Origin of the sequence: Moorena sp. SIO3A2 (assembly GCF_010672265.1) — a bacterium.
Taxonomy (GTDB): Bacteria; Cyanobacteriota; Cyanobacteriia; order Cyanobacteriales; family Coleofasciculaceae; genus Moorena; species Moorena producens.
Genome location: NZ_JAAHHC010000005.1, coordinates 237,439 through 251,930 on the forward strand (window position 1 = coordinate 237,439; position 14,492 = coordinate 251,930).

General features: G+C 44.7%; 13 protein-coding genes and 2 pseudogenes. 10 read left to right on the forward strand and 5 right to left on the reverse strand.

All coding sequences use genetic code 11. From position 1 onward, the window contains the following. Positions 1-3 precede the first annotated feature (3 nt). Both ccmM and ccmN read left to right on the forward strand, forming a co-directional pair. Positions 4-1,683 (forward strand): beta-carboxysome scaffolding protein CcmM, encoded by a 1,680-nt coding sequence (gene ccmM, locus F6K64_RS07255; RefSeq protein ID WP_287265139.1) that lies wholly within the window; start codon positions 4-6, stop codon positions 1,681-1,683. Between the two features lie 383 nt (positions 1,684-2,066). Then, on the forward strand, positions 2,067-2,771 hold the full coding sequence (gene ccmN, locus F6K64_RS07260) for a beta-carboxysome scaffolding protein CcmN (RefSeq protein ID WP_287265140.1): 705 nt from the start codon (positions 2,067-2,069) through the stop codon (positions 2,769-2,771). A gap of 209 nt (positions 2,772-2,980) precedes the next feature. Here the strand turns inward: ccmN and F6K64_RS38110 are convergent, their stop codons facing one another. Then, positions 2,981-3,247 (reverse strand): pentapeptide repeat-containing protein, encoded by a 267-nt coding sequence (locus tag F6K64_RS38110; protein WP_353736779.1) that lies wholly within the window; start codon positions 3,245-3,247, stop codon positions 2,981-2,983. Between F6K64_RS38110 and F6K64_RS38765 the strand changes: the two are divergent. Beyond that, positions 3,141-3,365 (forward strand): annotated as a pseudogene (locus F6K64_RS38765) (pentapeptide repeat-containing protein); the annotation flags it as partial. The gene F6K64_RS38110 and the pseudogene F6K64_RS38765 overlap by 107 nt on opposite strands. On the opposite strand, the pseudogene F6K64_RS38770 reads toward F6K64_RS38765, so the two are convergent. After that, a pseudogene (locus tag F6K64_RS38770) lies at positions 3,302-5,824 on the reverse strand (NACHT domain-containing protein); the annotation flags it as partial. The pseudogenes F6K64_RS38765 and F6K64_RS38770 sit on opposite strands and share 64 nt — an antisense overlap. A 621-nt stretch (positions 5,825-6,445) precedes the next feature. Here F6K64_RS38770 and F6K64_RS07270 point away from each other — a divergent pair. From F6K64_RS07270 to F6K64_RS07280, 3 genes are all read left to right on the forward strand, one after another. Next, positions 6,446-7,072 (forward strand): PEP-CTERM sorting domain-containing protein, encoded by a 627-nt coding sequence (locus F6K64_RS07270; RefSeq protein WP_287265143.1) that lies wholly within the window; start codon positions 6,446-6,448, stop codon positions 7,070-7,072. 410 nt (positions 7,073-7,482) lie between these two features. Further along, entirely contained in the window at positions 7,483-8,319 is an 837-nt protein-coding gene (locus tag F6K64_RS07275) for a PEP-CTERM sorting domain-containing protein (RefSeq protein WP_287265145.1), read from the forward strand. Positions 8,320-8,536: 217 nt separating this feature from the next. After that, positions 8,537-8,791 carry a hypothetical protein gene (locus tag F6K64_RS07280; RefSeq protein ID WP_071106296.1) on the forward strand — a complete coding sequence of 85 codons (255 nt, stop codon included), beginning with the start codon at positions 8,537-8,539 and terminating at the stop codon, positions 8,789-8,791. Positions 8,792-9,168: 377 nt separating this feature from the next. Here F6K64_RS07280 and F6K64_RS07285 read toward each other — a convergent pair whose 3' ends face one another. Further along, complete coding sequence (locus F6K64_RS07285; RefSeq protein WP_287265146.1) at positions 9,169-9,354, reverse strand: hypothetical protein; 186 nt, start codon at positions 9,352-9,354, stop codon at positions 9,169-9,171. Between F6K64_RS07285 and modA the strand changes: the two genes are divergently transcribed. The 4 genes from modA to F6K64_RS07305 all read left to right on the forward strand — a co-directional run bounded on the left by modA (position 9,287) and on the right by F6K64_RS07305 (position 13,400). Further along, positions 9,287-10,132 (forward strand): molybdate ABC transporter substrate-binding protein, encoded by an 846-nt coding sequence (gene modA, locus F6K64_RS07290; RefSeq protein ID WP_502708032.1) that lies wholly within the window; start codon positions 9,287-9,289, stop codon positions 10,130-10,132. The two genes, F6K64_RS07285 and modA, sit on opposite strands and share 68 nt — an antisense overlap. Positions 10,133-10,146: 14 nt before the next feature. After that, positions 10,147-12,495: a molybdate ABC transporter permease subunit gene (gene modB / locus F6K64_RS07295; RefSeq protein ID WP_287265149.1), complete on the forward strand. Its 2,349-nt coding sequence runs from the start codon at positions 10,147-10,149 to the stop codon at positions 12,493-12,495. 5 nt (positions 12,496-12,500) lie between these two features. Then, the gene (locus F6K64_RS07300; RefSeq protein ID WP_287265151.1) at positions 12,501-12,638 is read left to right on the forward strand and encodes a hypothetical protein; all 138 of its coding nucleotides are present in this window, start codon (positions 12,501-12,503) and stop codon (positions 12,636-12,638) included. 285 nt (positions 12,639-12,923) lie between these two features. After that, the gene (locus F6K64_RS07305; RefSeq protein ID WP_287265152.1) at positions 12,924-13,400 is read left to right on the forward strand and encodes a type II toxin-antitoxin system HicB family antitoxin; all 477 of its coding nucleotides are present in this window, start codon (positions 12,924-12,926) and stop codon (positions 13,398-13,400) included. 364 nt (positions 13,401-13,764) lie between these two features. Here the strand turns inward: F6K64_RS07305 and F6K64_RS07310 are convergent, their stop codons facing one another. Further along, positions 13,765-14,136, reverse strand: coding sequence for a type II toxin-antitoxin system PemK/MazF family toxin (locus F6K64_RS07310; RefSeq protein ID WP_287265153.1), 372 nt, complete (start codon positions 14,134-14,136; stop codon positions 13,765-13,767). Further along, positions 14,130-14,381 carry an AbrB/MazE/SpoVT family DNA-binding domain-containing protein gene (locus F6K64_RS07315; RefSeq protein ID WP_287265155.1) on the reverse strand — a complete coding sequence of 84 codons (252 nt, stop codon included), beginning with the start codon at positions 14,379-14,381 and terminating at the stop codon, positions 14,130-14,132. Before F6K64_RS07315 ends, F6K64_RS07310 begins: the two co-directional genes overlap by 7 nt. Positions 14,382-14,492 lie beyond the last annotated feature (111 nt).

Consider the following 14,492-nt stretch of genomic DNA (forward strand, 5'->3'; position numbering starts at 1 on the left):
TCTATGGCATTTAGCACCCAGGCAGCTCCCCCAACACCTTGGTCAAAGAATTTGGCTGAACCCAAAATTGATGACACAGCTTATGTCCATTCTTTTTCCAACATTATTGGAGATGTAGAGATTGGGCCAAATGTATTGATTGCCTCGGGAACCTCGATTCGAGCTGATGAAGGGGGACCATTTTACATCGGTGAAGGTACCAATATTCAAGATGGTGTTGTGATTCATGGTCTTGAAGAAGGTCGGGTTGTTGGGGATGACCAGAAAGAGTACTCGGTCTGGATTGGCAAGAATGCATCGATTACCCACATGAGCCTGATTCATGGTCCTGCTTATATTGGGGATGATTGCTTTATTGGCTTTCGCTCTACGGTGTTTAATGCTAGAGTTGGCAAGGGCTGTATTGTGATGATGCATGCCCTTGTTCAGGATGTCGAAATTCCTCCCGGTAAATATGTGCCTTCCGGAGCGGTGATTACTAATCAGCAGCAAGCTGACCGACTACCGGATGTAGAAGAGCAAGATAGAACGTTTGCTAACCATGTGGTGGCAATCAATGAGGCATTGCGGGCGGGTTATCAGTGTGCAGAGGATGATTCCTGCATGATGCCCATCCGCAAGGAAATTGCCGAAAATGCTGACTCTAATGGTCATAGTAGCCCTGATAGTTCCCATAAATCTTTCAGATCAATGTCTTCAAATACAGGATTAAGTTCAGAGCTTCAACAACGAGTTCGTCAACTGTTAGGCCAAGGATACCGAATTGGTGCTGAATATGCTGATGAGCGTCGCTTCCGTACTAGTTCCTGGAAGAGTGCTTCCGGAATAGACTCCGATCGTGAATCAGAAGTGCTCCAATCCTTGGGTGATTGTCTGGCAGACCACGCTGGTGAGTATGTCCGACTAATTGGGATTGACCCGAAAGCTAAACGCCGGGTGTGTGAAGAGATTATCCAAAAACCGGGTGGCCAAGTGTCTCGGAGTTCCAGTGGATCTGGTTCAAGCAGCTACAGCCCCTACAGCTCTGCTCCCCAACCTGCTGCGGCTGTATCTAACAATGGCTTAGAGGCATCAGTGGATGATCTAGTTCGTCAACTGTTGTCCCAAGGGTATCGCATTGGTATTGAGTATGCTGATGAGCGTCGCTTCCGGACTAGTTCCTGGAAGAGTGCTCCTGGCATAAACTCCGATAACGTATCACAGGCTGTGGCAGACCTGGGAGCTTGTTTGGCAGACCACGCTGGTGAGTATGTCCGACTGATTGGGATTGACCCGCAAGCTAAGCGCCGGGTGATGGAAAAGATTATTCAAAAACCTGGGGACACTGTCAACCCTGGTGCTAAATCTGCCCCTAGTAGTAGTAGCTATACTCCCCGTTCAACGCAATCCTCAGGATTTAATGGCAGCAGCGCTTCTGGTTCATCCTTGAGTCAAGATATCATTGATAAGATTCGTAACTTGTTGTCCCAAGGTTTTCGCATTGGTACTGAACATGCGGATAAACGTCGATTCCGCACCAGCTCTTGGCAGAGTTGCTCCCCCATTGATTCTACTCAGGTTTCAGACGTGGTTGAAGGTCTAGAAACCTGCTTGGTTGAACATTCGGGTGAGTATGTAAGGTTGATTGGTATTGATCCGAAAGCTAAACGGCGTGTTCTAGAGACGCTGATTCAAAAGCCGTAATCCATAATTATAGCACAGGGAACAGGGAAAGAGGGGCGGGGGCGCGGGAAGTGTGGGAAGTGTGGGAAGTGTGGGTAGATGGGGGGAAGCCCCAATACCGCACTGCATCCCTTAGAAAAAAAACCGTCAAACCCTATCCCCCTAATCCCTTGCTGTCAGAATCATTCAATTTAAATCAAGACCAGCTTATTGATAGCTATTAGACTTCTTGCAACGGTAAAGAAGCCATCAAAAATGATAGTGCTAGAGTCAAATTTAATCCTAAAACCCTTTACCCAGAATTCTTTACCCCGACAATTGCAGCGAAGTCTACTGTGCCCAAAATTATGCACTTGCCTAAACTTCTATTGAGTAATAATTCTCATATACACGTGGAAGGAAATGTGAGCATTGATCCTAGTGCTGCTATTTCAGCAGGGGTAATTTTGCGAGCGGATCCAGACAGTAAAATAACGATTGCAGCCGGTGTTTGTATCGGTATGGGAGCAATTATTCATGCTCACAAAGGTACTGTGGAGGTGGAATCAGGAGCGAGTTTGGGAGCTGGGGTTCTGGTCGTGGGGAAGGGAAAAATTGGCGCTAATGCTAGTATTGGCTCCCTGACGACAATTTGGAATCATTCTGTAGAATCCTTACAAGTGGTACCATCAGCCTCCGTGTTGGGGGATAAGGGGCGTCCATTACCGGAAGAGTCTCAACCAACTCCTGATAGCTTGGAGCAGAAACCTCAGGAGTCGTCATCAACTTTACCTGATCAAAGCTTTACCACTGAATCTGTGAATGGTCAAGTGCCATCCACCAGTAATACGGTGGCTACAGATACCACCGAGACTAATACTACAGATACCAATTCTATAGAGACTAATTCTACAGAGACTAATTCTACAGAGACTAATTCTATAGATACCAATTCTACAGAGACTAACACCACAGAAACTATTGAGGCTGAGAGGACGGCGGAGTCGCAGACAGAATCACCAGCTCCGAAGACTCAGCCTACTGTTCATGGGCAGGGGAGCTTGAACCGATTACTGGATACTTTGTTTCCTTACAATCAATCTTTTAATAGTCCTAGCAAAGATACATAACAGCTGTTTAGACTTATTCCTTTTTTGCGATCGCTTTTAGCGGGCTCTTCGAGCCATCGCATAAGCGCGGAAGCTGAGGCCTTTGGGCCACGCTTTGCGATCGCGAAGCGTGACAATCATGTCAATCGCCTTTGGCGGGCTCTTCGAGCCATCGCTTCATCGCTTAGCGTGACTTTTGGTCAATCCCATAAAAATTCCCTAGATGCAGGCTAGGGTGAGGTTAGGTGATTTTTCAAGGCTTCTGGCACATTAATTGCTGTTTCCAACCCCTGCACGTTCTCCCACTTCGTGTCCTCATTCCAGGAAATGTTTTCGAGGTTTGCCTCACTAAGGTCTGCCCAGCTGAGGTTTGCCTCACTAAGGTCTGCCCAGCTGAGGTCTGTTGAGCTGAGGTCTGCCTGTCTGAGGTTTGCCTGTCTGAGGTTTGCCTGTCTGAGGTTTGCCCAGCTGAGGTATGCCTGTCTGAGGTTTGCCAACCTGAGGTTTGCCGAGCTGAGGTTTGCCCAGCTGAGGTTTGCCTGTCTGAGGTATGCCTGTCTGAGGTCTGCGAAGCTGAGCTTTGCCGACCTGAGGTCTGCCAACCTGAGGTCTGCCAACCTGAGGTCTGCCTCTCTGAGGTCTACCTGTCTGAGGTCTGCCTCTCTGAGGTCTACCTGTCTGAGGTCTGCCTCTCTGAGGTCTACCTGTCTGAGGTCTGCCTTTCTGAGGTATGCCTGTCTGAGGTATGCCTTTCTGAGGTATGCCTGCCTAAGGAATCGTCTAATTGTTATTAGAAAATTGCCGAGCTCAACACTATTGCTGTAGTTAATAATGCGAAGCAATCGCTTACTATCAAACCCTTCCGTATCTGGCTTACCGCAGGGATGGAAAGCAATTTTCTCCTTAAGTTCATCTTGTGTCTGGGCGTAACGGTTTAATTCTAGGAGCAAAATCATGGTATTGAGACCAGCAGCGATATCTACCTGTCGCTGACCTAACTGAACCCCATGGTTGCGCAATTTTTGACCGGTTTTCTGGGGTAGGGTGGTTTCGTCTAGGATGTCAATAAATTCTCCATTGCACCAGCGCAAATAGAACTCTTCCAAGCGCTCAAATAACTGCACCGCTCGAAAGTCATCACTAGTATCTAGCAGCGCCATCAAGTAGTCCACAATTTCTGGTGTCAGTCTGCCGTAACCTAGTAAATCGTAGATTTCCTCTGCCAGCTGATCGTTATCGATCGCAAATCCTCGACGCTTTTTACGGGGTTCTGTCCAGTCTTCGAGGCTTTCTTGCAACCGCACAGCACACAAAAACTCACCAAAACTTTTATGGACAAACTCCACTGCCCCTTCTGTGAGACTAGAACCATACGCTGGTCTGAGGTAAAACGCTGCTAAGGCATTTCTGAGGGGGTTTTCGCCAATGCGCTTTTGGGCTTTTTCCAGCAGGTCTCTGGCACCATCATCTTCTTTAAGGCGTTCCTCAATCATAGTGATGGCAGCCCATTCCCCACCGGCTTGGGTAACGCATAACCCGGCTTCGGTCAGAATCCGCCGCAAATCCTCGGTTTCCTGTTCAGTGAGGTCAAAATTGAGGTCTTCAGGACGCTGCTTGGTCAGTACCCAGTCTAGGACGGTTTGATAAATCAGAATTTTGGCATTAATACTGCTAGCCCACTCAAACATTTGGTCTGTTAATTTACCATGCCGGTGCATGGCTGCTAACAGGTATAGTAATAGGGGCTCTTGGGCTAATTCCTTTACTCGTTCTGGGCAGTGTTGGCCTTGCAAAAACCCATCAAACCCAGTGGCTTTATCCTGACCAACTAGGTTTCCCCAGTTCCTAAACCACTGCTGCTGGAGCGTCTTATCCATCAGCGCTATTTGCACCCGCTCCAGATTTCTGGGTATAACAATGCCTTGCAATGCCAACTCTCTGCCGGTTACTAAAAACCGATGTCCCAATTGGGGGTTTCGCTGGCAGTTTTCTTGATAGTAGCCCACCTTTTTGATAAAATCTTCAATACCGCCAGTGGTTCTCCCCTGCATCCGCAACTCATCAAAGCCATCCAGTAAGAACAAAAAGCGAGTATTGGGGTCAGTCAACCAGCCATTGTCACTCTTGGCAAAATCCTCATGAACAGCGGCGCGGAGGGTATTCTCGATATTTTCCTCAAAGGCATGAATATCCCGCAGTCGAATTAAGATAGGCGTCCAGATCGGATGCAAGTGCTGGCGCACCCAATCCGCAAACATCCGACAAAAGACACTTTTCCCGCGCCCTGGTCCCCCTTGAATAAATATCACCTGACCATTTTGGCCAGGATTAGTAAGCTGCTGTTTTGCCCAACTTTCAAGATTAACTGGGTCTACGTATTTTTTTACCTTGCCATTGCTGTCGAGTAACTGAGCCTTTAGGGGTACATAGATATCGGGAATTTTAAAGTCTTCACCCAGTACCTTCCACTGTTGAAGTCGATGAGGGTCACTGGGATTAGGGGATATTTGCTCGCTCAGGTAGGATTCAATGTTACCGTATTTGCTAGTTGGTCTGGTTTGCTGGGCTGCTGCTCTCTGCAGGCTGAAACTATTAACTATATCCTCTGGCTCGTATGAAAGTAGTGAGTCTACACAACGATAGGTGCCCCAAGCTACCCACCCAGTCACCAGGGGAATGGTATTTGCTTGTAGTCCTGCTTGTGCCAGGTATTGGGATAATTGCTGATTTAAGGCTTGCCCTAACTTGGATTCAGGGAAGTAGTCCCATGCCTGATCAACTAGCGCTTGATCTAAGTTGAGTTCTCCAAGCTGGTCAATTTGCTGCTTAGCATCGTTATCGATATCGTTACCGGATACTCCAGCACCAATTTTTTTCCTTAACCAGTCATTGCTGCGAACCAAGCTATCAAAGCTCTCGATATAGGCTAGAGGAAACGCGATTCCTACCCATTGCTCCGAGGTTAGCTTGTTGTTGGTCTTGGCACCAAACAGCTTTTGCCCTTTGCGGCTGAGTGACACAAACGATAGCCCTGCCGCAACAGGCGCTAGTGGAGTCAGCAAACCGAGAGCCATGATAAATTCCAAGGTAGCTTGAGTAACCTCTGCCCCAGCTTCAACGGTTTCTCCAGGGGTTCCTAACTCGCGGATGTCAGTGTTGAGAAGTTGCCAAACTTGTTTAAATTTTACCACTGTCTTAGTTTTAGCAAGCCACTGTGCTAGGTTTACACGAATCTAACGTTTTAGTTGCAATTATAGCGGTTGTGAATTGGAGTAGGGAGATGGGGAGATGGGGATTTTATTAGAATTTTTGGCTAATTTCAACATTAATTAATTCACTACTATTATAAATCCTATAATAATCAGGCAATTTGGCATCGGCACTTTTAGGGGTTTTGATAAAGTATTGACATGGAATTTAGAGGTAAGTATAATTCAAGCTAACTCTATTATTTCCAAAGGGATTATGATAAATCATAATAATTTATCATAACAAAAAAATCCTGTTAACTATTTCGTAAGCATTCAGCCCTCAGCTGTCAGCTTTCAGGCGTAACTCAGATTAAACGTTCCCGTAGCGTGGACGTAGCGCATTAGCTGAATGCTTACACTCTTTCCTACCGTTCCCTGTTCCCAGATCCGCTGTTCCCTATTCCCTATTCCCTATTCTACACATACTGAACGAGGATACTTTCTGTGACTAATCTTTCTCACCAATTCGCACTTGTTACTACTGCTGTCGCTTTAACCTCTGCTACTGTTGCAGTTTTACCCGCTGCTGCTGAGCAAATCATTAACCAAGAATTCAGCGGCGAACTTGAATTGTCGGATTTTCCTGATTTTCTGCCAGAGCCTCCTCCCCAAACTAGAGATTACGAGGGGTTTGTTGAGTACAATACTGAAGGGGAATTACTCTCTTGGTTTCTTGATGTCGAAGGTTTAGAGCAAGTCGGTTCTGATCTTACCCTTGAACCGTTGCCTTCTCCTTTTCCGTCTCCTCTTCCTGTTCCTCCTAGAAACTTTATTACTACCTTTGACGCTACCCCTGATAGTTGGATTCTAGATATCGATTTTGGTAGGGCTGTTGACGCCGGGGCTTATACCCTTACCTGGAACAGAGACTCAGGAATTACCTTTACTCTTGGGGGGTCGCTATTACCTCCAACTGTCTATGTTGATCCCAATCCTACTTTTAGCGAAACTATCACCAAGGATCCCTCAAAGCCAGATCCAACCAGTGTACCTGAACCTGCGTCTGGATTAGCACTACTGGGACTTAGTGCTTTAGGTGCTGGTTCTTTGTTGAAAAGAAGGGAGCAATAATAAGAGATTCTAGTTAAGTTTTATTAACTAAATAAACCATAATTGTAGAGCGAGTTAAGTCCATAAAAATGGACTTTTTTTTATATATAGCTACGATCAACGCTATAAACCGGCGGCAGATGCAGAGGCTATCCCAAAAAATATAAGTCAGTAAAATGGCGTATAAGTTAATTTAATATTTCCAGTGTTATTATTTTTTATGGTAGTCTAATTCTAGCAAATGTGATCGAGTTATTTTTTTTACCAAAAGAATAATTCGGCGTAAAGGTTAAAGTTTTACCAGATTAAATTTTCTGTCTGATAAATTCTTCGGTGCTTGAGATTTTTTTGGAAACTATCCAAAATCTTAATTGCCCACTTTGTGGTGCAATTAACTCAATTTGTCTACTTACTCAACCAGGAGAATTTCTTTGATTAATTTTTATAAACAATTAGGTGTTGTTACTACTGCTATCGCTTTAACCTCTGCTACTGTTGGAGTTTTACCCGCTGCTGCTTTCCAGATAATCAAGCACGAATTCAGTGGCGAACTTGAATTGTTGTCTTCTCCTAGATTTGGTCTGCCGTCTATATTTATATTGGATGAGTCTAGTGGTACACTAGAACCTTTTTCCCAAACTAAAGATTACGAAGGGTTTGTTGAGTACACTACTGAAGGAGAATTACTCTCTTGGTCTCTTGATGTAGAAGATTCATCTCGACTAGGTTCTGATACGCTTGAACCTTTGCCTTTTCCTGTTACTCTTGATCCTAGAACCTTTGTTCCTACAGTAGGTTCTGATCTTACTTTTGAAATTTTGCCTACTACTCTCCCTATTATTCCTAGAACTTTTGTTACTACCTTTAGAGCTACCCCTGATAATTGGACTCTAGATGTCGATTTTGGTAGGTTTATGGACCTAGGAGGTCAGACCCTTAGCTGGAACAGAGAGTCAGGAATTAGGTTTACTCGTGACTCAGTCTTCTTTCCTCCAACTATCTATGTTGATCTCAATCCTAATTTTAGCGAAACTATCACCAACCTTCCCTCAAACTGGGTTGATGTTGATCCCAATCCTAATTTTAGCGAAACTATCACCAACATTCCCTCAAACTGGCTTGATTCAGCAAGTGTCCCTGAACCGGCTTCTGGATTAGCGCTATACTGGGTTGATCCAACTAGTGTCCCTGAACCGGCTTCTGGATTAACGCTACTGGGACTTACTGCTTTAGGGGCTGGTTCAGTTTTGAAAAGAAGGGATAAATAATTAAGATCTTTCACCAAGTGAAAAGTTGATCTGTAAAGGTAGGCAAGAGAGAACAGGAGTATCGTTAAAATTAATACAAAAAAAAGCGATCGCTAAGGTTACGCGATCGCTTTTTTTTTACCCTTAAAATAACCCCAAAAAAAATTTATAAAAACCTCTTGACAATATTTTTATAATCATTACAATAATCATATAAACACAATTCAACTCTTGAGCTATGTCGCAAGAATTTATCCCTAACCCCGACAATAATCCTGAACATCAAATTCCCGGAATTAATCTTGAAGATATTTTCCCAAAGCAACAACCTGTTCAGCACATTTTAAAGGGGCCTCGTCAAGCAGTAACTAATAGTATTCATACCCTCTCTGCCATGGGCTACGCACAGGCTTCCGAGTGGAGTCCTCTGCAACCTACGGGCATGCCAGGAGAGGTGATTACTATCATCACTAAGTATTGGATGCTACGTTAAAACGTTAGTTTTTCGGGGGGGTTTCCCCCCTTGGCAAAAACCAAGGTTCCGGTATGATTAAATAGGATCATATTTCGATGGGTTCGGGAACTGAGTGACATAGCGATGCAGCGCGGTCTTGGGGGTTTCCCCCATGAGCGACTGCATCAAGAGAGCGATTTAACTCCACTTACTGTGGACTTGAAATAGCCGTGGACATGATTTATACGGCTATTTTTTTTGTTGTTAAGGGGAGCATGTCAATTTTGTTAATCCCTGATTTAGATCCCCCTAAATCCCCCTTAATAAGGGGGACTTTTGAATCTAATTCCCCCCTTTTTTAAGGGGGGCTAGGGGGGATCTATTTACCTAATTACAAAGGTGACATGCTCCCGTTGTTAAGTATCTAATTGGGTAGGGAGTAGGGAATCGGGAATCGGGAGTCGGGAATCGGGAATAAAATTTAAATGAACCTCGCGCTTACTAAAAAGCGCTATAACTCTACTACTCAGTTTTATGGTTAAATCCCTAATTAGATCATGGTTGTTGTGCTTAAGTCTATCCTTAGTTTTAGTAGCTTGCAATGCTCCTACTCTTAACAATCAACAGCCAGAAGTGGTGAGCCTAACGGTATCAGTGGCTGCTAGCTTACAAGATGCGATGAAAGCTATCAAAGTACTCTACACTAAGGAAACACCAGATGTTACTATTATTTATAACTTTGCATCCTCTGGTTCGTTGCAGCAACAAATCGAACAGGGAGCGCCAGTGGATATTTTTATATCAGCAGCTCCGAAACAGATGAATGCTCTGGAATCTAAGGGGCTTTTACTAGAGCGATGCAGCGCGGTCTTGGGGGAAACCCCCATGAGCGACTGCATCAAGAAAGAAACAAGGCAAAGTCTTATTACTAATCAGGTAGTTTTAATTAGTCCTAAAGACCAGACTGGTATATATAATTTTAAGGACTTAAGGTCTGATAACATCAGTAAAATAGCAATGGGAGACCCGGAAAGTGTACCAGCTGGACAGTATGCTAAGGAAGTTCTCACTAGTCTTAATTTGTTTGAACAGCTCAAACCCAAGTTAGTTTTTGGCAAAGATGTTCGCCAAGTTCTATCTTATGTGGAAACCGGTAATGTGGATGCTGGATTGGTGTATGCAACAGATGCTAAACTATCAAACCAAGTTAAAATAGTTGCTACTGCTCCGCCAGAGTCTTACTCCCGGATTATCTACCCAGTAGCAGTATTGAAGGAGTCTAAAAACCCTGATCTTGCTAACCAGTTTGTGCAGTTTATTATTGGTGATTCAGCTAAAACTGTATTTTTGAGGTATGGGTTTATTATGGTTGATAATTAAAAATTAACTAACCTATGGAAGATTTATCTCCTTTATGGATTTCCCTAAAAACTGCTGGCTTGGCTACTATCTTTGCTTTCTTTCTGGGAATTACAGTAGCGGGCTGGATGTTTAGCTATCGAGGGAAAGGTAAAGGAATTATTGATAGTATCTTAACCCTTCCGATAGTGCTACCGCCTACAGTAGTTGGCTTTTTATTACTGTTGTTACTAGGTAGAAATAGCCCAGTGGGACAGCTATTGAGGCAATTGGGAATATCTGTAATCTTGTCTTGGCCTGCGACTGTGATTGCTGCTACTGTAGTTGCCTTTCCTTTGATGTATAAAACTGTATTGGCAGCTTTCAAACAAGTCAATCAGGATTTGATTAATTGTGCCCGTACCTTGGGGGCTTCTGAATGTAGGGTATTTTGGCAAGTGTTGCTACCGTTGGCTTGGCCAGGGGTGATGGCGGGGACAGTTCTGGCGTTTGCTAGAGCTTTGGGAGAGTTTGGCGCTACTCTAATGCTAGCCGGGAGTATTCCTGGCAGAACCCAAACCATTGCGATCGCTATCTTTTTTGCAGCCCAAGCCGGGAGGATGGGGGAAGCACTACTATGGGTGTTGATCATGGTAGCGATCGCTCTCGTGGCAATCACCATCATTAACTATGAACAGGGAGTAGGGAGCAGGGAACAGGGAGTAGGGAATAGGGAACAGGGAATAGAGAAAAAATCTAATATAGAAGTAAGTAAGGGATCCCCCCTAACCCCCCTTAATAAGGGGGGGACAAGAACTTCCCTGATTAAGGGGGGGACTAGAGCTTCCCTTAATCAGGGGGGAAAAGAGCAGGGAGCAGGGAAAAAATCTAACATAGAAGTAAGTAAGGGATCCCCCCTAACCCCCCTTAATAAGGGGGGGACAAGAACTTCCCTGATTAAGGGGGGGACTAGAGCTTCCCTTAATCAGGGGGGAAAAGAGCAGGGAGCAGGGAAAAAATCTAACATAGAAGTAAGTAAGGGATCCCCCCTAACCCCCCTTAATAAGGGGGGGACAAGAACTTCCCTGATTAAGGGGGGGACTAGAGCTTCCCTTAATCAGGGGGGAAAAGAGCAGGGAATAGAGAAAAAATCTAACATAGAACCAAGTCAAGGACTTTTAGTAGAGTTACGAAAAGAGGTAAGCTCTAGCTTTACCCTAGATGCTAAATTTACTGCTAATGGTAAGCCCTTAGGAATCTTAGGGGCTTCTGGTTCTGGTAAAAGTATGACGCTACGGTGTATTGCTGGTTTGGCTACACCGACTCAAGGCCGGATTGTCTTGAACGGAAGAGTTTTGTTTGATTCCAAACAGGGTATTAATCTTCCTCCTCACCAACGTCGCATTGGTTTTGTGTTTCAGAATTATGCCCTGTTTCCCCACATGAATGTAGCTGAAAATATCGGCTTTGGCTTGCAGGAATTGCCGAAAGCTCAAAGGAACAAACGGGTATGGAAATATATTGAATTGATGCATTTACAGGGACTGGAAAAGCGCTATCCTCACGAACTTTCTGGGGGTCAGCAGCAGCGGGTAGCCTTAGCAAGAGCAATGGCGATCGCACCAGAAGCATTACTGTTAGATGAGCCCCTTTCTGCCCTTGATACCTATCTACGTAATCAGATCGAAATGCTACTAACTGAAATTTTCTCTACTTATCAAGGAGCTACTCTTTTTGTCACCCATAAATTAGAGGAAGCTTACCGGGTCTGTGGTAATCTGTTAGTACTTTCCGAAGGAAATGTTATTGGTTATGACTCTAAAGAAGCTATTTTTGAGCATCCTCCTAGCTTTAGGGTAGCACAATTAACCGAGTGTAAAAACTTTTCTCGGGTTGAAATTATTGACCACCAAAAAATTCAAGCCCTGGACTGGAACTGTAGTCTCTCAGTTGTGGAACCGATCAGGAAATCCTTAGCTTATGTTGGCATCCGTGCCCATCATTTGAGATTTGTAAAAGAGCCAAATCAAGACAATACGTTTCCCTGTTGGCTGGTGACGATGAGTGAAACCCAGCACCGAGTTACACTTTATCTGAATTTATATACTGCTTCTAGGAATACAGGACTTATGGATTGCCCCCTAAATCCCCCAATTCTGGGGGACTTTGACATCATTACCCCCCAAAATTGGGGGGCTAGGGGGGCGGGGGACTTTGACATCATTACCCCCCAAAATTGGGGGGCTAGGGGGGCAAAACAAACTAAACTTGGTAAGTCCTACAATCCTCAACAATACCACCTCCAAGCTGAAGTTTTTAAGGAAAAATGGCATCAGATTAAAGCTTGGCCTCAGCCATGGTATGTGCAGTTAGATGCTTTGAGGTTGATTTTGATGGAGAGTTGATTGAAATGAGTACAACAGGAGTACGATGCTCCTTGGCCTTTGGGCCACGCTACGCGAAGGTCGCCCCTACGCGATTGGCCGTAGGCCACGCTAAAAGCGATGGCTCGAAGAGCCCGCCAAAGGCGATCGCAAATCTTTTATAAACCCAACACGGATCCCTTCGCCCTTGACTACCGGACAATAATTTCCGATAGTTTTATTATGAAAGGAAGTGAGTTCATGATAGAGGGTAAAAAAGTTAGCAAGAGAGCGTGGTCTCGAAGCTCGTGTTGACAAAAAGCGCGGGAAAGGAAGCCACGTCACACTCTATTTTGGTGACTGATTTACTATTGTCCGCAATCCCAAAGATGAACTCAAGACTGGGACATTGAAGGCAATGCTACGTCAGCTTGGTCTACAGGAAGATGAAATTTAACCATGCCATTACTATGAGTCGATTTTCATTCCCGGCTACATTTACCCCTGACGAGTCGGATGGCGGGTTTGTGGTAACTTTTCAGGATCTGCCAGAAGCCATTACTCAGGGAGATTCCATGGAACAAGCCTTCGCTGAAGCAGCGGACTGTTTGGAAGAAGCGATTGCTGCGAGAATTGATGACCAACTCGACATCCCCAATCCCTCACCCCCAGCAGGCGGAGACTATTTAGTGCCGGTGCCAATTCAGACTGCCTTAAAAGCTGCCCTTTACCTGGCCATGTGCGAAGCAGGGATTACATCACTCCAATTAGCCCATACTCTCAATACTGATGAACAGGAAGTCAAGCGCATTCTCGACCCCGATCACGGGACGAAACTTCCTACACTGGAACGGGCACTAGCTGCCTTAGTTGACACTCGCCGTCTTGAAAGAACGGCGATTCCCAGATCAACGAGCTGCCTTAAACCACCATGTCCTAATCTTTGACGCCGCCAAAAATTAAGCAGTACCTAAACCAAATACCCGTCAAGACCAAGACTTCAGTTCAGTTCACAGTAGACCCAGCGGGCAATTCTCGCGATCGCGTTTGGCTACTTGTAGGGAAGTGCCTTAAAAAGTCCGTTTTCTTCCTTTTCACCTGGTTCCGGCGTGCCCCGCCGTACAGTTTTTTTTCTCAAAATGTGATTCTGCTAGGTTCACACGCCAACGGTTAATTGACGGTTGGGTTTTTAAGGAGGACTTTCCCTACCCTCCGAGCATTACTGCTTTCAGGTCAGTAAGTTACGGGTCTCTCTCCCGGCTCAGCCTGCGGTTTCTCAGCCTGTACTCATACCTTTAGTATACTATAGCGCTAGATAATATTCAACACCAATTGCAAAATTTTTTCGCTGGCTTTAAGCGCGCTATTCACTTTTATCCCTGCTCGCTTTGTGACGGGGCTTTCAGTGTTGGGTCTTCGAGTAAACGGATTGAACTTCGCCTTTTTTAGGGGAATGTGGTCAACATCATCAAGAGGGGAATAGGAAAAAAATCCTGTGTGCCTCATTACCAGGGGATAATTTCGCTTCGCTGTCGTCATTGGTGCAATAATCACTGTCTTAATATACTGATTCATCTCATTAGGAGATATAATCACACAAGGGCGAGTCTTCTGAATTTCAGAACCAATGGTGGGATCGAGACAAACCAAATACACCTCAAATTGCTTGGGAATCGCTACCATTTCCAATCCTCTTCATCCCAATAATTTTCAATCCGATCATCAATTAATAATTCATCATCACCATTTTCTGCCATTTCTTTAAACCTTTCTTCCCATCCTTGACGAGAGTGGGATACTGGCGAAATGATCACCTTTCCATCTTCTACTGTTATTTCAACTACATTAGCTAAACCACATTTTTCAATAATTTCTTTAGGAATTCTAATTCCTTGGGAATCTCCAATACGTACAATTGCCGCTTTCATCAGCTTAATTACTTTTGATGGATAATTCCTATTTTATAGCAATCCTAAATCAATTGTGATAATTTTTGATACCCTACTCCCTACTCCCTACTCCCTATTCCCTATTCCCTG